Source organism: Rathayibacter tritici (assembly GCF_002932875.1).
GTDB classification, from domain to species: Bacteria; Actinomycetota; Actinomycetes; order Actinomycetales; family Microbacteriaceae; genus Rathayibacter; species Rathayibacter tritici.
Genome location: NZ_PSWS01000058.1, coordinates 172,321 through 193,699 on the forward strand (window position 1 = coordinate 172,321; position 21,379 = coordinate 193,699).

Sequence of the window (21,379 nt, forward strand, 5' to 3'; positions counted from 1 at the left end):
GATGCTCAGGCGCCGAGCGTCACCAGCAGCGACGAGGCCCCGAGGTCCACCGCCGTGTCGCCGGCCTGCACCGCGTACTCACCGACGGCAAGCAGGGTCTCCGCCACCTCGGGCAGGCGGACGCGCGCGGCGGCCTCCCCCACGTTGATCGCGACAGTCACCCGTCCACGACCAAGGGTCAGCCAGCGGGCCTGCTCGTCGAACTCCACCCGGAACGACCCGAAGCGCGGGTCTGTCAGCTCGGGGAAGCGACGGCGGATCGCCGCCAGCTCGCGGTAAACGGCCAGGATGCGGGCATGACGCCCCTCCTGGGCCTCCGACCAGTTCAGGCGCGAGCGGAGGAACGTCTCCGGATCCTGCGGGTCGGGCACGACCTCCGGGTCCCAGCCCATCTTCGCAAACTCCTCGATGCGGCCCTTCGCCGTCGCCTCGCCCAGATCCTTCTCCGGGTGCGAGGTGAAGAACTGCCACGGGGTCGACGCCGCCCACTCCTCACCCATGAAGAGCATCGGCGTGAACGGGCCGAGCAGCGTCAGTGCGGCGGCGATCGCGAGACGGCCCTCGTCGAGCGTCGCGGTCAGGCGGTCGCCGATCGCCCGGTTACCGATCTGGTCATGGTTCTGGCTACACACCACGAGACGCCAGGTCGGCATGCGCTCGGTGTCGATCGGGCGGCCGTGGTGACGGCCGCGGAAGGTCGAAAGGGTGCCGTCGTGGAAGAAGCCCCGGGTCAGGACCTTCGCGAGGGCGCCCAACGGAGCGAAGTCCTCGTAGTAGCCCGTGGTCTCCCCCGTCAGAGCAACGTGCACAGCATGGTGGAAGTCGTCGCTCCACTGCGCATCGAGTCCGTAACCGTGTGCCTCCCGCGGCGTGATCAGCTTCGGGTCGTTCAGATCCGACTCAGCGATCAGCGTCAACGGGCGTCCGACGTGCGCCGAGAGCACGGCCACCTCGGCGGCCATCTCCTCGAGCACGTGCACGGCCCGTTCGTCCGAGAGCGCGTGCACCGCGTCCAGGCGCAGAGCGTCGACGTGGTAGTCGCGCAGCCACATCAGCGCGTTGTCGATGATGTAGCCGCGAACCGTATCCGAGCCCTCACCGTCCAGGTTGATCGAGCTGCCCCAGGTGTTCGCCTTCTCGTTCTTGAGGTAGGGGCCGAACTCGGGGAGGTAGTTGCCGCTTGGACCGAGGTGGTTGTAGACGACGTCCTGGACCACGCCGAGTCCCGCGCGGTGAGCGGCGTCGACGAAGCGCTGGTACGCCTCGGGTCCGCCGTACGGCTCGTGCACGGCGTACCAGAGAACGCCGTCATAACCCCAGTTGTGCGTGCCGTTCACCGCGTTGACCGGCAGCAACTCGATGAAGTCGACGCCGATCGAGCGCAGGTGCTCGAAACGCTCAGCCGCCGCATCCAGCGTGCCCTCGGGCGTGAACGTGCCCAGGTGCAGCTCGTAGACGACGGCACCGGCCAGCTCGCGACCCGTCCAGGCGGAGTCGCCCCACTCGTGCACCGAGGGGTCGAACGTGCGCGAGAGTTCGTGCACGCCCTGCGGCTGGCGGCGCGAACGGGGATCCGGCAGTGGTCCACTGCCGTCCACGCGGTAGCCGTAGTCGACCTCGCCGGTAGCGGGGGCCGACGCGGGGGCTCGCCACCAACCCTGGTCACCGAGGCGGGTCATGGTCAGCGACGAATCCCCGCCGAGCAGGAGCTCGACGGTAGAGGCCTCGGGTGCCCAGACGTCGAAGCGCTCCGGTCCGGTCGTCGGCAGGGCGTAGCGGTAGGGAGTCGTGCGGGTCACTGCGGTCTCCAGAAGGTGTCGAGGCGGTCGGAGGTGTGGCGGTGGAACAGATCAGGAGATCGGTACCAGCAGGGCCACGGGGTACACCCCGAGAAGCTCCGCCACGGGAGTCACGCCTCCCGCGAAGGTGCGGCCCGTAAGGACGTCCTCCATCGGGTGGCCGGGGAGCACGACGACGGTTCCGCCCCAACCACCGGCGGAGGCGAGCCCCGCGGGGAGGCGGGTCGCGATGGTCAGGGCACCGCCGCGGTCGAAGGCGATCGCATGCTCGGCCGCGGGGCCGATCGCGGGAACGGCTGCGTAGCGGGTGAACAGCTCCGGGCGGTCGCGGCGGAGTCGGAGGGCACGGGAGGTGACGAGGAGCTTCGCAGCTCCCACGGCGTCGATCGGCGGCTGCCAGCCCCCGTCGATCTGCTCGAGCAGCGCACGGCGGTGTCCAAAGTCGACCTCACGGCGGTTATCCGGATCGACGAGGGAAGTCTCCCAGAGCTCGCTGCCCTGGTAGACGTCCGGGATGCCGGGCGCCGTGATCTGCACGAGCTTCGCAGCAAGCCCGTTCGACCAGCCGGCGGCCGAGACCCGCTCGACGCTCTGCTCGACGAGCCGGTGCACGGCGGGCTCGTCGAACGCGGCATCGATAGCGGCGTGCATCCGCTTCTCGAACGCCTCGTCCGGCGCGGTCCAGTGCGTCGAGTCGTCGGCCTCCCGGGACGCCTTCTCAGCGTAGGCGTGCAGACGCTCACGGGTCGCGGGCCAGGTGCCGACGACGGCCTCCCAGAGCAGGTGCTCGATCGGACCATCGCCGAAGCCGACCAGGGAGTGCAGCTCGCGCAGCGTCGACGCCCAGGCCTCAGGGTCCTCCGCCAACGCCGTGATGCGGGCCCGGGTGTCCTCGCCGCGCTTGGTGTCATGCGTCGAGAGAGTGGTCAGCGAGGCCGGGAACGAGGCTTGGCGCACGGCCTGGCGACGATGGAACTCGACCAGGTCGATCGCGAACTCGTCCGGGTCCGCTCCGACCTCGTTGAGCGAGGTGAGGCGGCTGAAACGGTAGAAGGCGGTGTCCTCCACGCCCTTGGCCATCACCATGCCGGACGTCTGCTGGAAGCGGACGGAGACGGGAGTGCCGGTCTCGCCCAGCGCGACGGCGACCTCGTCGATGGTCGACGCGATCTCGGGTCGGCGGCGCACAGCGTCGACCCGGGCGTGCTCGAGGTGCTCGGCTCCGTAGGGCAGGTAGCTGCGGTACACGGGGTAGGTCGCGAGGAGCTCGGCCAGTGCATCATCGGCTCCATCGATCTGCGGCAGAAGTCGGGCGAGCCGCAGCACCTCCGAGCGGAGGATGCCGTCGGCGATGCCCCGCTTGGTGTCGTGGATGAGGTCGGCCCATTTCAGGGGCGCGCCTCCCCCGCCGAGTTCGGCATCGAGGCCCTCGAGCACCGGGCGTGCATCGGGGTCGACCAGGATGCGGTCGACGTCGGCCAGGGCGTCGTAGCCGGTGGTGCCCACCGTCGCCCAGTGCGGAGGAAGTTCCTCGTCGCCCTCGAGGATCTTCTCGACCCAGACGGGAGCGCCACCGATTGCACGGGCGAGATCGTCGAGGTATCCGCCCGGGTCGGCCAGGCCGTCCGGGTGGTCCACGCGCAGACCGTCGGCGAGCCCCTCGGTAAACCAGCGGACGATCTCGCGGTGGGAGGCGTCGAACACCTCCGGACGCTCGACCGCGAGAGCGGCGAGGGTGTTCACCGCGAAGAAGCGGCGGTAGTTCAGCTCGGCGTCGGCGCGGCGCCAATTCACCAGCTCATAGCTCTGCCGTTCGTGCACTGTGCGGCCGGAGTCGCCGGGCTCGGCGGTCCCCGGCGCGATCGGCAGGCGGTTCTCGTAGTAGTGCAGCTCGTCGCCGACGACCTCGAGCGCGTCGAGCTCGCTGTCACTGTCACCCTCGCTCGCGCCGTCGCCCAGGATCGGCACGCGCAGCTTCCCTCCGCCCGCCTCCCAATCGATGTCGAACGCGCTGGAGTAGCGGGAGGACATGCCGTTCTTCAGGAGGTCCCACCACCACGAATTCTCGCTCGGAGTCGCGACGCCCATGTGGTTCGGCACGATGTCGATGAGGACCCCGAGGCCCTCGGCCCTTGCCGCTCGCGAAGCATTCGACAGGCCCGCCGCACCACCGCGGTCCGGGTCGACCTCGCTGTGGTCCACCACGTCGTAGCCGTGGTCCGAGCCGGGCTCGGCCTTCAGCAGCGGCGAGAAGTACAGCCAGTCCGCTCCGAGCGAGCGCACGTAGTCGGCGACGCGCGCGGCGTCGTCGAGGTCGAACGCCGACCGGATCTGGAGGCGGTAGGTGGAGGCGGGCAGACGCACGTCAGGCTCCTGTCGAGGGGGCGGTCGCGGAGTCGGTCGACTCGGCATGGGGGCTGGTGGGTCCCGTCGAGGAGACGATCGGGATGGCCGACGTCGCGGCGAGGGATGCGAGTGAGGCGGCGACCGAGTGATCGACCTCGGGCTCGGGGGTACTGTGCTCCTGCAGAATGACCAGCGACTTCGCCTGGACGGTGAGCGTCGCCCCCGCCGGGCGCGGGATCGAGTCGGCCTCAGCACCGGCTGTGTCCACGAGGACACGCCACTCCAGCGCGTACTCGTCGCTCGGGATCGAGAACTCGACGTCCACGTCATCCGCGTTGAAGTACAGCAGGAAACTGTCGTCGGTGACGGGGCGCCCGCGCTGGTCGCGCTCACGGATGCCGTTGCCGTTGAGGTAGATGCCGACCGAGCGTCCGAGCCCCGAGTCCCAGTCCGACGGCGACATCTCGGTGCCCGCCGCCGTGAACCAGACGATGTCGGGCAGGGGCTCGCCGTCACCGCGCAGCACGGGCCGGCCGTCGAAGAAGCGCATGCGCCGGAACGTGGGGTGCTCGGCCCGCAGGCGGATGAGAGCCGCGGTGAACTCCAGCAGCGGCCGGTCAGCGTGAGCCCAGTCGATCCAGGTCAGCTCGCCGTCCTGCGCGTAGGTGTTGTTGTTGCCGTTCTGCGTGCGGCCCAGCTCGTCGCCGTGCAGGATCATCGGCACACCCTGCGAGATCAGCATCGTCGCGAGGAAGTTGCGCTGCTGGCGCGCGCGGAGCGCGAGCACCCGCGGATCATCGGTCGGCCCCTCCACTCCGTGATTCCACGAGCGATTGTGCGACTCGCCGTCGTTGCCGTCCTCACCGTTCGCGTCGTTGTGCTTCTCGTTGTACGAGACCAGATCGCGGAGCGTGAAGCCGTCGTGCGCGGTGACGAAGTTGATCGAGGCCACCGGATAACGACCCGAGTGCGCGTAGAGGTCGGCCGAGCCGGTGAGGCGCGACGCGAACTCCCCCAGCGTCGACGGCTCGCCGCGCCAGAAGTCGCGGACGGTATCGCGGTACTTCCCGTTCCACTCCGTCCACTGGGGCGGGAAGTTGCCCACCTGGTAGCCGCCGGGCCCGACGTCCCACGGCTCTGCGATGAGCTTCACCTGCGAAACCACCGGGTCCTGCTGGACAAGCTCGAAGAAGGTCGAAAGCCGGTCGACGTCGTAGAACTCCCGGGCCAGCGCCGAGGCGAGGTCGAAGCGGAAGCCGTCGACGCGCATCTCGGTCACCCAGTACCGCAGCGAGTCCATGATCAGCTGCAGCGAGTGCGGGTGGCGGACGTTCAGCGTGTTGCCGGTGCCGGTGTAGTCCATGTAGTACCGCTTGTCGTCATCGACCAGCCGGTAGTACGCCTCGTTGTCGATCCCGCGGAAGGACAGAGTCGGGCCGAGGTGGTTCCCCTCCGCCGTGTGGTTGTAGACAACGTCGAGGATCACCTCGATACCGGCCGCGTGCAGCGCCTTCACCATGCTCTTGAACTCCTGGACCTGCTGGCCCTGGTCGCCCGTGGAGGAGTAGGTATTCTGCGGAGCAAAGAACCCGATCGTGTTGTAGCCCCAATAGTTCGAGAGGCCCTTCTCCATCAGGGTGGAGTCGTTCACGAACTGGTGCACGGGCATGAGCTCGATCGCCGAGACACCGAGGTGCTTGAGGTGGTCGATCACCGCGGGGTGCGCGACGCCGGCGTAGGTGCCGCGGAGCTCCTCCGGCACGTCGGGATGCGTCTTGGTGAGGCCCTTCACGTGAGCCTCGTAGATCACGGTGCTGTCGTACGAGGTGCGCGGGCGGCGATCCCCCGCCCAGTCGAAGAACGGATTGATGACGACGCCCATCATCATGTGCGGCGCCGAGTCCTCGTCATTCGTCGAGTCGGGATCGCCGAAAGTGTACGAGAAGAGGGACTGGTCCCAGTCGATCTCTCCCGAGATCGCTTTCGCGTAGGGGTCCAGCAACAGCTTGTTCGGGTTGCAGCGGTGGCCGGAGTCGGGATCGTACGACCCGTGAATCCGGAAGCCATAGCGCTGACCCGGCTGCACCTGAGGCAGGTAGCAGTGCCAGACGTAGGCGTCCGACTCCTGGACGTCGACCCGCGTCTCGGTCCCGTCCTCGTCGAAGAGGCAGAGCTCGACGCGCTCGGCGATCTCACTGAACAGGGCGAAGTTCGTGCCGCTTCCATCGAATGTCGCGCCCAGCGGGTAGGCGGTTCCAGGCCAGGTCTCCACGAGACTCCTCAAGGGATCATTCTCGGGCACTCCGGAAGACGCCGATGTGCGGTCTTCGGATGCCCGACGTCGGGGGTGATGGTCCGTCACTTCCGCGGCGGACCGACTGCCCACCTTAGCGAGCGCGTCTCGAGCTTTCCCCTGACGATCAGCGCTCATCGCGCAGTCCTCCTCCGGTGGTCACGACCAGCGGCCGGGACCGCCGTGCGAATCGTCCTGCGCACGCGCGCGCGAGCAGGTCGTTCCGGTGGGTCACGCTCGAACAGTACGGTCGCGCCGCGTCCGTCCGGGAGGGCTGGCGCTGCGCCGGGTGCATCGGCTAAACGGCCGAGACGGGCCCCGGTGGCTCACGCGAGCACGCTCTCCACGCCACGTACGACAGCCACCCGCGCCGCGCTCCACCGCTCAGTGCGAGCCGAGACGGCGCCGGAGGAGGTCGATCCGCGCCTGCAACTGCGTCACGCTGGCCTGCGCCACTGCCGGGCCGCCGCAGAGCCGCCGAAGCTCGGTATGGACCTGGCCGTGCGACTCGCCTGTCCCGCGCGCCCAGAGCCCGACCAGCGAGTTGAGCAGACTGCGCTGCTCCTTGAGCGTGCGGTACAGCGGCGCCGGGATCTCGTTCTTCGGCTCGGCGGGAGCTGCGGCTCCCGCGTGCGCGCCGGCCCGCTTGGCCTGGCGCTGCTGCCGGTGCTGCAGCAGTTCGCGCACCTGGTCCGGCTCCAACAGCCCCGGCAGGCCGATGAAGTCGAGCTCCTCCTCGCTCTCGACCTCGACCTCCATCCCGAATTCGGCACCCTCATAGACGACACGGTCGAAGGTGGCGGCGGAGCCGATCGACTCGAACCGCCCTTCCTCGAGCAGATCCGAGGACGCCTTGTCGCTGCGCTCGGCGTCGGCCATCAGGTCGGCCTCGGGGTACTCCTCGTCGTCCGACCTCCTACGGTCGAGCGCGTGGTCGCGCTGCAGCTCCATCGAGCCCGCCAGAGCGAGCAGACCGGGCACGTTCGGGAGAAACACGGAGGCGGTCTCGCCGCGGCGCCGCGCGCGCACGAAGCGGCCGATCGCCTGGGCGAAGAACAGCGGAGTCGACGCCGAGGTCGCGTAGACGCCCACCGCGAGCCGCGGCACGTCGACGCCCTCGGACACCATCCGCACCGCGACCATCCAGCGACTGGTGTCCTTCGCGAACTCCTCGATCCGCTCGCTCGCCTCCTTCTCGTCGGAGAGGACGACAGTGACGCTCTCGCCGCTGATCTCGCGGAGCATCGCGGCGTAGGCGCGCGCGCTGTAGTGGTCGGTCGCGATAACCAGGCCGCCGGCGTCGGGTACCGCGCGCCGCACCTCCGTCAGCCGCGTGTTGGCGGCACGGAGCACCGAGGGGATCCAGTCCCCCCGGGGATCCAGCGCGGTCCGCCAGGCCTGCGAGGTGATGTCCTTCGTATTGCCCTCGCCGAGCCGCGCCTCCATCTCATCGCCGGCCTTGGACTTCCAGCGCATCTGCCCCGCATAGACCATGAAGAGCACCGGCCGGACGACGCCGTCGGCCAGCGCGCGGCCGTAGCCGTAGGCGTAGTCGGTGAGCGAGGTGCGGATGCCCTCCTCGTCCGGCAGGTAGCTCACGAACGGGATCGGCGCCGTGTCCGAGCGGAAGGGCGTCCCGGTCAGCGAGAGTCGGCGGACGGCGGGCTCGAAGGCCTCGCGCACCGCGTCGCCCCAACTCAGAGCATCGCCCGCGTGGTGGACCTCGTCGAGGATGACGAGCGTGCGGCCCGAGACCGTGAGCTCACGGTGCAGCTCGGCACGCACCGCGACCTGCGCGTAGGTGACGGCGACGCCGTGGTAGTGCCGTGCGTGGCGGCCCATGCGGTTCGTGAAGGTCGGGTCCAGGCGGATCCCGACGCGGTGCGCCGCCTCGGCCCACTGGCGCTTGAGGTGCTCGGTCGGCGCGACCACGGTGATCCGATCGACCGTGCGATTGTGCAGGAGTTCGGCGGCCAGGCGCAGCGCGAAGGTGGTCTTGCCCGCGCCCGGGGTCGCCGCGGCGAGGAAGTCGCGCGGCTCGTGCTGGAAGTAGGCCTCCAGGGCCTCGGCCTGCCAGGCCCTCAGCTTGTTCGCGGTTCCCCACGGGGCCCTGCCGGGGAACGACGGGGACAGGTGCTCAGCGGCGGAGGTACCGACCTGATGACCGAAGCTCGAGGGAGGATTCACGTGGATCGAATCTAGCCGACGGCTCCGACAGCAGGCCCGTGCCCGCGGCCCGTCGGGAGGACCCCGGCGTGTCGCAGTGCGCCGCCTGCTCTTCGGGGGCGGAGCACAATGGACGGATGGTCGAGCAGCGTCATCCGTGGTCCCGCTATGTCGCCTTGGGCGACTCGTTCACCGAGGGGATCGGTGATCCCGAGCCCGGCAGTCCCGGTGGGCACCGCGGCTGGGCGGACCGGGTGGCGGAGGTCCTCGGCAGCCAGAACGAGGACTTCGCGTACGCCAATCTCGCGGTTCGCGGGCGGCTCCTGCAGCAGATCGTCGACGAGCAGATCGAGCCGGCCCTGGAGCTGCGGCCCGACCTGATCACGATCTCCGCGGGAGGGAACGACGTCATCCGGCCCGGCACCGACCCCGACGACATCGCCGCGCGCTTCGAGTCTGGCCTCGAGCGCCTCCGCGCGGACGGAGCCACGGTGGTCCTCTTCACGGGCGTCGATGTGGGCTTCTCCCCCGTCTTCGGTCGCATCCGCGGCAAGGTTGCGATCTACAACGAGAACCTGCGGGCGCTGGCCAAGCGCTACGACTGCATCGTCGCCGACCAGTGGTCGCTGCAGGAGATCCAGGACGTGCGGATGTGGGCACCGGACCGCCTGCACCTCAACCCGCACGGCCACCACGAGGTGGCGCGGATGGTGCTCGAGGCGCTGAACGTCGAGAACGACCTGCGTCCCCTCGCTCCGCAGCCGCTGCCTGCCCGAACGTGGCGCGCCGCGCGCACGGAGGACATCCAGTGGGCGCGCGAGTACCTCGTGCCGTGGGTGCTGCGCCGGGTGCGCCACCAGTCCTCCGGCGATTTCATCACCGCCAAGCGGCCCTCGGCGGAGCGCTGGATCGCCGACCCCGCAGAGTCCCAGCCCGGCTCGCTGGTTCCGGGCAACGCCACTCCGGAGCAGGTCGCGGCGGACATCGCGACGGCCGGGGTGCGGATCATCGGCGAGCAGCCCGCGGGCTGAGAACGACCGGCCAGTCGGCAACGCCCGATCGCAATGACCGGCACCAGCGGCTCAGCCGAACAGCTCCGCCGGGTGAGCGAGGCGCCAGGCGAACCCCGGATCCTCGATTGCGCCGTCCGCTACGAGGGGCAGCTCGTACGGGGTGCCGTTGACTGACACGGTCGCGGTGCCCACTCGCCCTCCGTCGGTGACGGTCTCGACCGGATCCAGGGCGACGGAGGTGCTGGTCGACACCGCACCCCACACCAGCACGGACTGCGCCTGAGCAGTCTCGGCGGCCACCATCTCGCCCCAGGCGCTCGTGAGGCTGCCGTAGTCCTGGCCCTCAGCGGTCAGGGGGACGCTGTGGAATCCCGCTTCGACACTCGGGATCAGCGCCAGCACATCGGCGGCGAGCTGCGGATGGGTGCGGGCTCCGACCACCACGCCGACGAGGGTGACCGGTTGCCCCTCGACGGTCGCGTCCAGCGAGAAGAGCAGGCACGAGCCCGCCTCGTCGGTCGTTCCGGTCTTGATCCCGTCGACTCCGGAGCGGCCGAGCAGCGAGTTCGTGTTCTCGAGCTCACCGACCCCCGGGATGTCCGCGGTCGGCAGGGCGACGATCGGAGCGAGCACCGGATCCACGATCAGCAGCTCGCCCAGCCGCACCATCTCTGCCGTCGTACTGACCGTGGCCGGCGAGAGCCCGCTGGCATCGGCGAGAGAGGTCCGCGCGAGCCCCTGCCCGTCGAGCCAGCTGCGCGCGGCGGCCAGGAAGGCCTCCTCGGAGCCGTAGGCCCAGATCGCGAGTGACTTCGCGTAGTTGTTGGCGGACGGGAGCATCATCGCCGTCAACGCCTGCCGCTCGGTCAGTTGCAGACCCGCAGTGACGGGAGCGTTCGAGCCGTCCTCGGCGAGGGTCTCGGCGTAGTACTGGACGTCTGCGCTGGTGAAGGTGATCGTCTCCCCGTCGGTCCCCACGGCGATCGGCTTCGCGGCGAGCACGACCAGAGCGGTGACCACCTTGGCGATGCTCCCCGTCGGCAGCGTGTCGGTGGAGCCGTAGCGCGCAAGCAGCCCGTCCTCCTCCGCACCGTCGACACCGACGGCAGCCACTGCGCCGGAGCCGTACGCCGGCCAGGCCAGTGCGGGGGCAGCGAGAGTGCGGGACACCGGCTCGAGGGTGACGGCGCTCGCGGCGGGCAGCTCGGCCGTCGCCGCGTTCGTGGCGTAGGCGCCGCCCGCACCGAACAGAACCGTCGCGGCGACAGCACCCGCGATGACCGCCCCGCGCCGCCGGCGCGGCCGGGACTTCTGCGCGGCGGGCTCCCCGAACAGGTCGAGCGCGTCGTCGGATCGGGTCGGGGAGGCCATCCGGACATCGTACGGGCGGCCCCTCGCCTCAGCGCCCCCGCGTCAGCGCCCAGAGTGCGACGGCGCTCGCCGAGGCCACGTTGAGCGAGTCAACGCCATGCAGCATCGGGATCGTGACCACGGCGTCCGAGGCGTCCAGAGCCGCACGGCTGAGCCCGTCCCCCTCCGCTCCCAGCACGATCGCAACCCGCTCGGGCCGGGCGGCCGCGAACTCGTCCAGCGGCACCGCGTCCGGCGCGAGGGCCAGCGCCGCCACCGAGAACCCCGCCGCGAGCAGCGCCTCCCGGGTCGGCGCCCAGTCGGGCGTCCGCGTCCACGGCACCTGGAGCACGGTGCCCATGCTCACGCGCACGCTGCGCCGGTAGAGCGGATCCGCGCATCGGGGCGTCACCAGGACCGCGTCCGCGCCCAGGCCGGCGGCCGCTCGGAAGACGGCTCCGACGTTGGTGTGGTCGACCAGATTCTCCAGGATGACGACCAGGCGCGCGTCCGCCAGCAGCTCGGCCATCGGGCGCAGCGGAGGACGGTGCATCGACGCGAGCGCCCCGCGGTGGAGGTGGAACCCGGTCAGCTCCTCGATCAGCAGATCGGGCGCGACGAACACCGGCACCTCGGGGAAGCGCTCGAGGACCTCGGCCGCGTCCGGCAGCCGCTTCTGCTGCACGAGCACGGAGCGCGGTCGGTGCCCCGCGTCGAGGGCCCGCTCGATCACCGTGGCCGACTCCGCAATGTACAGCCCGCCCTCCGGCTCCAGCACCCGTCGCAGCGCAACGTCGGTGAGGCGGTGGTAGTCCGCGAGGAGCGGGTGGTCGAGGGCCGTGATGTGCACGATCGGCATCCCGGCAATCTAGGGCACGGCGCGGTCTAAACTCGTCCAGGGTCGCTCGAACGGCCCTCGAAGGAGGCGCGGATGGAGTCGAGTCCGACACCGGTCGCCGAGGGCCCCGACGCTCTCGCGATCGAGCAGGCCGTCGACCTCCTCACTGGCCGCAGCATCGCTGCTGTCACCGGTGCTGGCATGAGCACCGACTCGGGCATCCCCGACTACCGCGGCGCCGGCGCACCGGTGCGCAGCCCGATGACGTATTCGCAGTTCGTCGCCGATCCGGACTACCGCCGGCGCTACTGGGCCGGCAGCCAGCTCGGCTGGCGCCGCTTCACCAGCACGGTGCCCAACGACGGACACCGCGCTCTGGCACGACTCGAGGAGCGCGGGCTGCTCACCGGAGTCGTCACGCAGAACGTCGACGGCCTGCACGTGCGAGCGGGCTCCCGCCGTGTGGTCGACTTGCACGGGTCAGCCGACCGGGTCCGCTGCATGACCTGCGGCCAGTTCTTCGCGCGCGACGCGGTCGCCGAGCGGATCGAGGAGCTCAATCCCTGGCTCGACGACCCCGACGTCTCCTCCCTCAACCCCGACGGCGACGCGGAGGTGCACGACGTCTCCGCAATGGCCGTCCCCGAGTGCACCGTCTGCGGCGGGATCCTCAAGCCTGACATCGTCTTTTTCGGCGAGTTCATCCCCACGGAGCGGTTCGAGGAGGCGCGCGCCCTTGTCGCGGGCGCCGACGCCCTGCTCGTGGCCGGCTCATCCCTCGTGGTGAACTCAGGCATCCGCTTCCTCGAGATCGCCCGGCGCGCCCGGATGCCGATCGTGATCGTGAATCGTGGCGCCACCAAGGGCGACTCGCGCGCGAGCATCAAGATCGACGGGGGCACCAGCGAGGTGCTGCGCGAGCTCGCCGAGCGCCTTCCCGCCCGGCGCTCCGTCGCTCTCTGATCCTGCGACTTTCGCACCCGACCGCCTGAGAGGCCCCCGTGACCCAGTTCACCCTTGTCCGCCACGGCCAGACCGACTGGAACGCCGCCCGACGCATCCAGGGCAGGAGCGACATTCCGCTCAACGCTGTCGGCCGCGCGCAGGCCCGGGCCGCCGCGCGGCTGCTGAGCGAGCGGCATGTCGATGCGGTCGTCGCCAGCCCGTTGCAGCGCGCGTTCGACACCGGAGCGATCATCGCGCGAGGCCTGGGGCTCGTTGAGCCGCTGGCCGTCCCGGGGCTCGCCGAGCGCGCCTATGGCGAGGCCGAGGGCATGACGGGGCCTGAACTCGCCGAGCGGTTTCCCGGCGGTATCGAGCATGCTCCGATCCCCGGTTGCGAGTCGCGCGCCGACGTCGTCGAGCGGGCGACCGTCGCGCTGCTCGATGTCGCCGAGCGCTTCCCCGACGCCTCAGTCGTCGTCGCGACGCACGGCGCCGTGATCGGCAGTCTGATCCGCGCGCTGAGTAGCGAGGATCTCCCGGTGCACGGGATCTCGGTCGGCAACGGCTCCCGGCACGATTTCGCGATCGTCGACGGTGCCCTGCGGATCGTCGGCGTCGACGACTCCGGCGATGTCGTGGTCGCCGACGTCGACCTCGATGACGTGCTCAGCCCGTCCGTCGGAGCCTGAGCCGGCGCAGATCGGGTCCGCTCAGCGCCGACCGAGGTCCTCGAGGACCCCGAAGAGCACCCTGGCGGAGTCTCGCCACGAGAAGGCGGCCGCGCGCTGCTTCGCCCGCGCCGACTGCCCCTGCCAGGTCTGCCCGTCCTCCAGGGACCGCACACCGTCCGCGATTCCCTTCGCGCTCGACGGATCGACGTAGACTGCCGCGTCCTGCGCGATCTCCCGGAAGATCGGGATGTCGCTGACCACCACCGGCGTCCCGAGCGCCATCGCCTCGACGAGCGGGATCCCGAAGCCCTCGTCCCTGCTCGCGGTGACGAGCGCCGTCGCCCGGGCCAGCACGCCGCGGTACTCCGCATCCGGAGCCCCCTGATGGAAGACGAGCTTGGCGGTGGGCGCCAGTGCGCGCAGCGTCTCGATCGTCTCCTCGCTCGCCCGGCTCATGAGGTGCAGCTCGTAGTCGGGGAGGAGCCGCATCGCCCGCGCCAGCGTTTCGACGTTCTTGTACGGCATGAACGAGCCCATGTAGACGAGCGAGCGCGCAGCGGAGCGGTCGGGCAGCGACGAGGCCAGCGCGACACTCGCTTCGTCGGGCTCGGTCGCCGCGTTCGGCACCACGACGACCGGCCGGGTGGTCAAGCGGTACAGGCGGATCAGATCGCGGGTCGTCTCCGAGACGGTGACGACCGCGTCAGCGTGCTGGAGGAGCCTGCGCTGCGGCCACCATGCCAGGTGATAGAGCCGCCAGAGCGCTCGCAAGGGCACCGGGAGATCCCGCGGCGGAGTGCGGTGGCGGTAGTAGATGAGGTCGTGCACCGTCAGCACGAGCCGGTAGCGGCGGCCGAGGGAGCCCATCGTCTGCATGGGCGAGAACACCACGTCCGGCCGCAGCCGGTTCACCAGCAGGGCGACGAACGGCTCGAAAACGCTGGATGGTCCTGTCACCCGCTCCCACGGGAGCGCGGGCAGCATCGCGAGCTGACGGCGGTCGCTGATCAGCATCGTGACGTCGTGCAGGCGGGCGAGCTCACGCACGATCTCCGCGGTGTAGCGGCTGATCCCGTCATGCCGCTCGAGCCGGGTGTATCGGCAGTCGACGACGATCCTCATCGGTCGATCCCCTCCTCCAGGGCCGCCCGCAGTACTGCGGCGGCCTCGCCAGGAGTCTCGTAGTGGATGAGATGGCCGACCCCGTCGATGACGTGCAGGCGGGCGTGCGGGAGTCGCTCGAGCAGGCGGTACTGCGCCGAGAGCGGGGTGATGTCGTCCTGCGCCGCCGCGATCAACAGCGTCGGGACGGCGATTCGGGGGGCGTACTCGCCGACGTCGTGCGAAACGGAGGCGCGGAACGCCTCGAGCACCGTCTCGCGGGAGGCGAAGGCGCTGAAGTACCGGTCGTGCTGGTCGTGCACGAAGCGGCGCAGTACCGGCTCCTTCGTCTTCACCATCGCCAGGCTCATCAACCGAACAATCATCGGGTTGCTCAGCAGGCGGTGTCCCAGCGGTCCGGGCAGCACCGCGCCGAGCCGGTAATAAAGGACCGCGAGACGGGTCAGGACACCCCGCGGGCCCTGCAGCGCGGGCGCCCCGATCGGATTGACCAACACCAGGAGCGGAGTCGGCAGCCCGCCGGCGACGGCCGCCGCGGCGACGATCGAGCCGAAGGAGTGGCCGAGCACCACCGCGTCGCCGCGCAGCCCCAGCGCATCCAGGAACATCCCGAGCCAGGCGGCGTAGCCCTCGACATCGTGCGGGAAGCGCGTCATCGGCGCGGAGGCGCCGAAGCCGGGCAGGTCCGGAGCGATGACCCGGACATCCGCTCCGCCGGCGAGGAGGCGCGCGATCACCGGCTCGAGCCCGTGATGCTCGCCGCGGAACCCGTGCACCAGCACGAGGACCCTCGAGGCCGACGGCGAACCGTAGCTCCAGTAGGAGGTGCGGGATCCGGCGACGTCCACGGCGCCCTCCCGGATGGGGACACGGCCAAGATCGGAGGCGTAAGGGGAGGGAGTGGTCATCGCGCTCCTTATCGTAGGGAACAGCCGTCGAAGATCTGGCCGCAACGCCTTGCGTGGCCTCGATCGGAGCCGAGAGCATGATCACGCGCTCGCTTCGCGGCGCATCGCCCCCCGTCCGTCCTCCCCCGACGGCCATCCGCTCAGGCAGCAGCAGAAGGAGCACCGTGAGCTTCACGTCGCCGATCCAACTCCCCGGACTCGCCCTCGACCCTCAGTGGTACCGCCGAGCGGTGTTCTACGAGGTGATGATCCGGTCGTACTACGACTCCAATGGGGACGGCGCCGGCGACATCAACGGACTCGCCTCCAAGCTCGACTACCTCCAGTGGCTCGGGATCGACGCTCTCTGGCTGCCGCCGTTCTACATGTCGCCCCTGCGCGACGGCGGGTACGACGTCTCCGATTTCAAGGCGATTCTCCCCGAGTTCGGCACGATGGAGGACTTCCGCGACCTGGTCACGAAGGCCCACGAGCGCAATATGCGCATCGTGATGGATTTCCCGCTCAACCACACCAGCGACCAGCACGAGTGGTTTCAGCAGTCGCGCTCCGACCCCGAGGGTCCCTACGGCGACTTCTACGTCTGGAACGACACCGACGACAAGTGGCCGGACATCCGCATCATCTTCGTCGACACCGAGGACTCGAACTGGGCTTTCGACGCCGAGCGCCGCCAGTTCTACTTCCACCGCTTCTTCTCACACCAGCCCGATCTCAATTTCGAGATCCCCGCCGTGCACGAGGCCATTCACGATGTCGTGAAGTTCTGGCTCGACCTGGGCGTGGACGGCATCCGCCTCGACGCGATCCCCTACCTCTACGAGTCCGACGAAGGCAACGGCGAGGGCGAGCCGCCCACGCACGAGTTCATCAAGAACCTGCGCACGATGGTCGACCGGGATTACCCGGGCCGCATCCTGATCGCCGAGGCAAATCAGTGGCCGCGCGAGGTCGCCGCATTCTTCGGCACGGAGGAGGAGCCGGAGTGCCACATGGCCTTCGACTTCCCAGTCATGCCGCGCATTTTCTACTCGCTCCGGGCACAGACGGCGAACGAGCTGAAAAAGGTGCTGTCGGAGACCTTCGACATCCCCAGCGGCGCCGCCTGGGGCGTCTTTCTGCGCAACCACGACGAGCTCACCCTCGAGATGGTCTCGGAGGAGTACCGCCAGGCGATGTACGGCTGGTACGCCTACGACCCGCGGATGCGCTCCAACATCGGTATCCGCCGCCGCCTCGCGCCGCTTCTGGACAATTCGCGCGCCGAACTCGAGCTGATCAACGCCCTGCTCTTCTCCCTTGCCGGCAGCCCGTTTCTCTACTACGGCGACGAGATCGGGATGGGCGACAACATCTGGCTCAACGACCGCGACGCCTCCCGCACCCCCATGCAGTGGACGCCCGACCGCAATGCCGGCTTCTCGGCCGCCGATCCCGGCAAACTCGTGCAGCCGATCGTGCAGTCGCTCGTCTACCACTACAACCAGGTCAACGTGGAGGCGCAGCTCGCGCAATCGCGCTCCCTGCTGCACTGGATGCGGAACGTCTTGCACGTGCGCCGTGGCCACCCCGCGTTCGGCCTGGGCTCCATGCGGGTGCTCGAGACCGATCACGAGTCGGTGCTCGCGTTCGTGCGCGATTATGCGGGCTCGGGCACGGCGATGGGTGACCAGCCGGAGGAGGTGCTCTGCGTCTTCAGCTTCAACCACAATCCGGTCTCGGTGACGATCACCGACCCCGAGAACCCCGGATCGACGCTGAGCGACCTCTTCGGCGGCGGGCGCTTCCCCGGCTTCAGGGACGACGGCACGCTGACGATGACCCTCGGAACCCAGGGCTTCTTCTGGCTGCACGTGGCCAAGGCGCGCGAGGCGCGCTGACCCGGGAGCACGCCGCGGGGCCTGCGGCCGATGTCGGGGGCCCCGTTTATGCTGTCCGCGTGAGCACCACCGGAACGACCGAGCCGCAGACCGAGCCGACGCTGTTCGATGACGCCGAGCTGGGGCTCGCGCCGTCCGAGGGGGCGCGCTGGTTCGACCTGCTGGCGGTGTTCGACCTCGAGACCACCGGCGTCGACGTCCGCACGAGCCGCATCGTCACCGCGCACGTCGGCGTGATCGACGCGGCGGGCGAGCCGATCGAGGGAACGACCTGGCTCGCGGACCCCGGAGTCGAGATCCCGGCCGGCGCCTCGGCGGTCCACGGCATCAGTACCGAGCACGCGCGCGAGCACGGCCGCCCCGCAGGCGAGGTCGTGGCCGAGGTCTCCGAGGCCCTGCGCTCGCTGCTCGCCCGCGGCGTCCCGGTCGTTGTCTACAACGCCCCCTACGACCTCTCCCTGCTCGCGCACGAGGCGCGCCGCTGGGGCGTCCCCGTGCTGCTGGACCCGAGCCCGGTCATCGATCCGCTCGTCATCGACAAGGCGGTGGATCGCTACCGCAGGGGCAAGCGCACTCTCGCCCTCGCCGCCGAGCACTACGGAGTCGCGCTGACGGACGCACACGACGCGAGCGCAGACGCCGTCGCGGCCGGCCGGGTCGCTCAGGCGTTGGGCCGAACCTTCGCCGACGAGCTCGGGGTCGGCGCTGACGCCCTGCACGCGCTCCAGGTCGACTGGTGCCGCACGCAGGCGGAGTCGTTCCAGGAGTACATGCGCCGTGTCCGCGATGACTCATTCGTCGCCGACGGCGCCTGGCCCGTCCGCCACTGATCCCTCAGGTGAGCGTGCGCCCCTCGTGCAGGAGCACCACGTACTCGGCGATCCGCCGGTCCCGGGACTCGGCCCGTTTCAGCTGCGACAGCCGGAACAGGAAGGCGAAGCGCTTCTGACCGGTGACGGTTTCGAAGAACGCGAGCGCCTCCGGATCCGCGTCGAGCCCCCGCTGGAAATCGGCCGGCACCTCCGCGTCGCGCTGCCGGTACGCGGCGTCCCAGCGCCCGTCTGCCCGCGCACGCTCGACCTCCGCGAGCCCGGCCGGCAGCATCCGGCCTTCTGCGATCAGCCGTGCGACGTGGTCGCGATTGACCTTCGACCACGGGCTCGCCCGGCACCGCGGAGTAAATGCCTGGAGCTTGTACTGCTCGTCGAACGCCCCCGCCTGCCCGTCGATCCAGCCGTGGCAGAGCGCGACGTCGAGCGCCTCGGCGTAACTGATCCCCGGATCCACGGCCGCCTTCTTCCGCAGCTTCAGCCGGACTCCCCCCGGGTCGGGGTTGTCCCGGAGGTAGGCGTCCCACTCCTCGGGAGCCGTGAACGGCAGGATCGGCTTGTCGGCGAAGGACACCATGTCTGGACGTTACCGCGTCCATCAACCCCCGGCTCGCGGAAACCCGTCGGGCTCGCGAACAGGGGCGGTTTTTGCGAGCCGAACCCGATTCCGCGAGCCGAACCAGCCCGACAACGACGAAGGGCCCCCGACCGCGAGGTCGAGGGCCCTTCGAGGAGTGCTACTTGCCGAAGTTCTTGTAGCGGCTGTTGAACTTCTCGACGCGACCGGCCGAGTCCATGATGCGCTGCTTGCCCGTGTAGAAGGGGTGCGAGGCAGACGAGATCTCGACATCGATGACGGGATAGGTCACGCCGTCGAGCTCGATCGTCTTGCTGCTCTTCGCCGTCGAACGGGTGAGGAAGGTCTCACCAGATGCGAGGTCGCGGAAGACGATCGCGGAGTACTCGGGGTGGATATCGGTCTTCATGGTCGTGTCCTGTCGTCGATGGTCCTGAACCGCACCTGTCGTCGACGGGAACGGGTGGAGGGGGCGGGCGCACCGCGAACGGGCCCGAACCAGCTACCGAGAATAGCAGACCGGCCGCCCGCGGAGAAGGCGCGCCGTGCCCGGGTCTCGGAGCCGCGGTCAGGTCCGGGCGCGGGCCGAGAAGCGCCCGTTCTCGCGGGCGAGCGCGATGTCGAGCCCGAAGGTCTCCGCGAGAGTGGCCTCCGTCAGCGACTCGGCGAGCGGGCCCGCCGCCACGACCGCTCCGTCGCGCAGGAGCAGCGCGTGGGTGAAGCCGTCAGGGATTTCCTCGACGTGGTGGGTCACCATCACGATCGCCGGTGACGCCGGGTCCTTCGCGAAGCCACCGAGCAGCTGGACAAGCTCTTCGCGGGCGCCGAGGTCGAGGCTCGCGGCGGGCTCGTCGAGCAGAAGCAGCTCCGGGTCCGTCATAATCGCGCGGGCGATCTGAACCCGCTTTTGCTCGCCGTCCGAGAGGGTCCCGAAGGTCCGCTCGGCGAGGTGCTCAAGCTTCCACTCCGACAGCACGCGACGTGCACGGCGTTCGTCGATCGCGTCGTAGCCCTCGTTCCACCGGCCGGTGACAGCATAGGCAGCGGTCATCACGACGTCGAGCACGCTCTCGCCGGCAGGGAGGCGGCGTGCCATCGCGGTCGAGGCGTAACCGATCCGCGGGCGCAGCTCGAAGACGTCGACCCGGCCGAGCGTCTCCTCGAGCAGGTGCGCGGCACCGGTCGAGGGGTAGTTCTGCGCAGCCGCAACCTGCAGGATCGACGTTTTACCCGCCCCGTTGGGGCCGAGGATCACCCAGCGCTCGTCCTCGGCCACGTCCCACGACACGTGGTCGAGGATCCGCTTGCCGTTCCGGACGAAGGACACATCGACGAACGAGACAACGCTGGGCATGGCAGCCATTCTAAAGGGGGCGGTCGGGAGGCTCAGACGAGTGAGGCGTAGATCGCCCGGGTGTCCCGCGCGATCTGCGTCCAACTGAAGTGGCTCTGTGCGCGCTCGCGGCCGGCAGCGCCCATCCGCTTCGCCGCTTCCGGATCGGCGACGACCTCCGCGAGCGCGGCGGCGAGATCCGCGACGTAGCGCTCCGGATCCACGGGCGTCCCGGTGCCGTCGGTAACCTGCTCGATCGGAACGAGCCGGCCGGTCACGCCGTCGACGACGACCTCCGGGATACCGCCCGTCGCCGTCCCGACGACAGCCGCACCGCACGCCATCGCCTCGAGGTTGACGATGCCGAGGGGCTCGTAGATCGAGGGGCAGACGAACGTGGTCGCCGCGCTCAACACCGCGGAGAGCTGGTGGCGCGGCAGGTGCCGGTCGATCCAGACCACGCCGGTGCGCTCCTGCTGGAGAGCGCGGACCAGCGTGGTCACCTCGGCCATGATCTCCGGAGTGTCGGGGGCGCCTGCGCAGAGCACGAGCTGCACCTCGGGCGGCAGGGTCGCCGCGGCTCGGAGCAGATACGGCAGGCCCTTCTGCCGGGTGATGCGTCCGACGAAGACGACGGAGGGGCGCGAGGGATCGATGCCCAGCTCGGCGAGGACGGCCTCGTCCTCGACGGGGTGCCAAGCGTCGAGGTCGATGCCGTTGTAGACGACGTGGACCTTCGCCGGGTCCAGGGCCGGGTAGGAGCGGAGGATGTCCTCGCGCATGCCGCCGGACACCGCGATCACGGCGTCGGCGTTCTCGTACGCCTCCCGCTCGATCCAGCTCGAGACGCGGTAGCCGCCACCGAGCTGCTCTGCTTTCCACGGCCGCAACGGTTCGAGGCTGTGCGCCGAGACGACGTGCGGGACGCCGTGCAGCAGTTGAGCGAGCCTGCCGGCAGCGTTGGCGTACCAGGTGTGGGAGTGGACCAGGTCGGCCCCCGCTGCGTCCTGCGCCATCTGCAGGTCGACTCCGAGGGTCTGCAACGCGCCGTTCGCGTCGGCGAGCTCGACGGGGACGGGGTAGGCGAACGTGCCCTCCTCCTCGCGCCGCGCGCCGAAGCAGCGCACCACGACCTCCAGGTCACGGCGCAGCGCCGCGGTGAGTTCGGCAACGTGAACGCCGGCTCCTCCGTACACCTCGGGCGGGTATTCCTTGGTCAGCAGATCGACTCGCACCCCCGAACCGTAGTACAGCCGACTCCCCCGGCGACAGCCGGGTCCGCCGACTTCGTCGACCCCCTACTGTGGT

17 protein-coding genes are annotated in these 21,379 nt (G+C 69.9%); 5 read left to right on the plus strand and 12 right to left on the minus strand.

Going from position 1 to position 21,379, the window contains the following annotated elements; genetic code table 11:
- Positions 1 to 5 precede the first annotated feature (5 nt).
- From treZ to C5D07_RS11245, 4 genes are all read right to left on the minus strand, one after another.
- Positions 6 to 1,799: a malto-oligosyltrehalose trehalohydrolase gene (gene treZ / locus C5D07_RS11230; protein ID WP_249028227.1), complete on the minus strand. Its 1,794-nt coding sequence runs from the start codon at positions 1,797 to 1,799 to the stop codon at positions 6 to 8.
- A 51-nt stretch (positions 1,800 to 1,850) separates the two neighbouring features.
- Positions 1,851 to 4,163: a malto-oligosyltrehalose synthase gene (gene treY, locus C5D07_RS11235; protein WP_068253033.1), complete on the minus strand. Its 2,313-nt coding sequence runs from the start codon at positions 4,161 to 4,163 to the stop codon at positions 1,851 to 1,853.
- A gap of 1 nt (position 4,164) precedes the next feature.
- A complete protein-coding gene (glgX, locus tag C5D07_RS11240; protein ID WP_084415862.1) occupies positions 4,165 to 6,417 on the minus strand; it encodes a glycogen debranching protein GlgX in 2,253 nt (750 codons plus the stop codon).
- Between the two features lie 405 nt (positions 6,418 to 6,822).
- Positions 6,823 to 8,625, minus strand: a complete 1,803-nt coding sequence (locus C5D07_RS11245; RefSeq protein ID WP_068253030.1) for a DEAD/DEAH box helicase — start codon at positions 8,623 to 8,625, stop codon at positions 6,823 to 6,825.
- Positions 8,626 to 8,741: 116 nt separating this feature from the next.
- On the opposite strand from C5D07_RS11245, the gene C5D07_RS11250 reads away from it, so the two are divergent.
- On the plus strand, positions 8,742 to 9,635 hold the full coding sequence (locus C5D07_RS11250) for an SGNH/GDSL hydrolase family protein (protein WP_084415861.1): 894 nt from the start codon (positions 8,742 to 8,744) through the stop codon (positions 9,633 to 9,635).
- A gap of 51 nt (positions 9,636 to 9,686) precedes the next feature.
- On the opposite strand, the gene C5D07_RS11255 is transcribed toward C5D07_RS11250, so the two are convergent.
- On the minus strand, positions 9,687 to 10,988 hold the full coding sequence (locus C5D07_RS11255; RefSeq protein WP_068253027.1) for a D-alanyl-D-alanine carboxypeptidase family protein: 1,302 nt from the start codon (positions 10,986 to 10,988) through the stop codon (positions 9,687 to 9,689).
- A gap of 28 nt (positions 10,989 to 11,016) precedes the next feature.
- Positions 11,017 to 11,826: a TrmH family RNA methyltransferase gene (locus tag C5D07_RS11260; RefSeq protein ID WP_104259371.1), complete on the minus strand. Its 810-nt coding sequence runs from the start codon at positions 11,824 to 11,826 to the stop codon at positions 11,017 to 11,019.
- A gap of 72 nt (positions 11,827 to 11,898) precedes the next feature.
- Between C5D07_RS11260 and C5D07_RS11265 the strand changes: the two genes are divergently transcribed.
- Both C5D07_RS11265 and C5D07_RS11270 read left to right on the plus strand, forming a co-directional pair.
- The gene (locus tag C5D07_RS11265) at positions 11,899 to 12,768 is read left to right on the plus strand and encodes a Sir2 family NAD-dependent protein deacetylase (RefSeq protein ID WP_068253021.1); all 870 of its coding nucleotides are present in this window, start codon (positions 11,899 to 11,901) and stop codon (positions 12,766 to 12,768) included.
- Between the two features lie 38 nt (positions 12,769 to 12,806).
- Positions 12,807 to 13,439 (plus strand): histidine phosphatase family protein, encoded by a 633-nt coding sequence (locus tag C5D07_RS11270; RefSeq protein ID WP_068253018.1) that lies wholly within the window; start codon positions 12,807 to 12,809, stop codon positions 13,437 to 13,439.
- 21 nt (positions 13,440 to 13,460) lie between these two features.
- Here the strand turns inward: C5D07_RS11270 and C5D07_RS11275 are convergent, their stop codons facing one another.
- Together C5D07_RS11275 and C5D07_RS11280 are read right to left on the minus strand one after the other, a co-directional pair.
- Complete coding sequence (locus C5D07_RS11275; protein ID WP_104259372.1) at positions 13,461 to 14,543, minus strand: glycosyltransferase family 4 protein; 1,083 nt, start codon at positions 14,541 to 14,543, stop codon at positions 13,461 to 13,463.
- A complete protein-coding gene (locus C5D07_RS11280; protein WP_068253012.1) occupies positions 14,540 to 15,451 on the minus strand; it encodes an alpha/beta fold hydrolase in 912 nt (303 codons plus the stop codon). The genes C5D07_RS11275 and C5D07_RS11280 overlap by 4 nt, the downstream gene beginning before the upstream one ends.
- Before the next feature lie 164 nt (positions 15,452 to 15,615).
- Between C5D07_RS11280 and treS the strand changes: the two genes are divergently transcribed.
- Positions 15,616 to 17,331 carry a maltose alpha-D-glucosyltransferase gene (treS, locus tag C5D07_RS11285; protein ID WP_104259373.1) on the plus strand — a complete coding sequence of 572 codons (1,716 nt, stop codon included), beginning with the start codon at positions 15,616 to 15,618 and terminating at the stop codon, positions 17,329 to 17,331.
- A 101-nt stretch (positions 17,332 to 17,432) separates the two neighbouring features.
- On the plus strand, positions 17,433 to 18,161 hold the full coding sequence (locus C5D07_RS11290; RefSeq protein WP_181026348.1) for a 3'-5' exonuclease: 729 nt from the start codon (positions 17,433 to 17,435) through the stop codon (positions 18,159 to 18,161).
- 4 nt (positions 18,162 to 18,165) lie between these two features.
- Here C5D07_RS11290 and C5D07_RS11295 read toward each other — a convergent pair whose 3' ends face one another.
- From C5D07_RS11295 to glgA, 4 genes are all read right to left on the minus strand, one after another.
- Positions 18,166 to 18,738 (minus strand): YdeI/OmpD-associated family protein, encoded by a 573-nt coding sequence (locus tag C5D07_RS11295; protein ID WP_068253006.1) that lies wholly within the window; start codon positions 18,736 to 18,738, stop codon positions 18,166 to 18,168.
- Positions 18,739 to 18,898: 160 nt separating this feature from the next.
- The gene (locus tag C5D07_RS11300; protein WP_068253003.1) at positions 18,899 to 19,147 is read right to left on the minus strand and encodes a type B 50S ribosomal protein L31; all 249 of its coding nucleotides are present in this window, start codon (positions 19,145 to 19,147) and stop codon (positions 18,899 to 18,901) included.
- Between the two features lie 159 nt (positions 19,148 to 19,306).
- The gene (locus C5D07_RS11305) at positions 19,307 to 20,092 is read right to left on the minus strand and encodes an ABC transporter ATP-binding protein (RefSeq protein ID WP_068253000.1); all 786 of its coding nucleotides are present in this window, start codon (positions 20,090 to 20,092) and stop codon (positions 19,307 to 19,309) included.
- A gap of 32 nt (positions 20,093 to 20,124) precedes the next feature.
- The gene (gene glgA / locus C5D07_RS11310) at positions 20,125 to 21,306 is read right to left on the minus strand and encodes a glycogen synthase (protein WP_104259374.1); all 1,182 of its coding nucleotides are present in this window, start codon (positions 21,304 to 21,306) and stop codon (positions 20,125 to 20,127) included.
- Positions 21,307 to 21,379 lie beyond the last annotated feature (73 nt).

What these genes read in the sequence shown, in the direction of transcription:
- C5D07_RS11250 (WP_084415861.1), top strand. Translation starts at nt 8,742, where the DNA reads ATGGTCGAGCAGCGTCATCCGTGGTCCCGCTATGTCGCCTTGGGCGAC.
- C5D07_RS11255 (WP_068253027.1), bottom strand. Translation starts at nt 10,988, where the DNA reads ATGGCCTCCCCGACCCGATCCGACGACGCGCTCGACCTGTTCGGGGAG.
- C5D07_RS11260 (WP_104259371.1), bottom strand. Translation starts at nt 11,826, where the DNA reads ATGCCGATCGTGCACATCACGGCCCTCGACCACCCGCTCCTCGCGGAC.
- C5D07_RS11265 (WP_068253021.1), top strand. Translation starts at nt 11,899, where the DNA reads ATGGAGTCGAGTCCGACACCGGTCGCCGAGGGCCCCGACGCTCTCGCG.
- C5D07_RS11275 (WP_104259372.1), bottom strand. Translation starts at nt 14,543, where the DNA reads ATGAGGATCGTCGTCGACTGCCGATACACCCGGCTCGAGCGGCATGAC.
- C5D07_RS11280 (WP_068253012.1), bottom strand. Translation starts at nt 15,451, where the DNA reads ATGACCACTCCCTCCCCTTACGCCTCCGATCTTGGCCGTGTCCCCATC.
- C5D07_RS11295 (WP_068253006.1), bottom strand. Translation starts at nt 18,738, where the DNA reads ATGGTGTCCTTCGCCGACAAGCCGATCCTGCCGTTCACGGCTCCCGAG.
- C5D07_RS11300 (WP_068253003.1), bottom strand. Translation starts at nt 19,147, where the DNA reads ATGAAGACCGATATCCACCCCGAGTACTCCGCGATCGTCTTCCGCGAC.
- C5D07_RS11305 (WP_068253000.1), bottom strand. Translation starts at nt 20,092, where the DNA reads ATGCCCAGCGTTGTCTCGTTCGTCGATGTGTCCTTCGTCCGGAACGGC.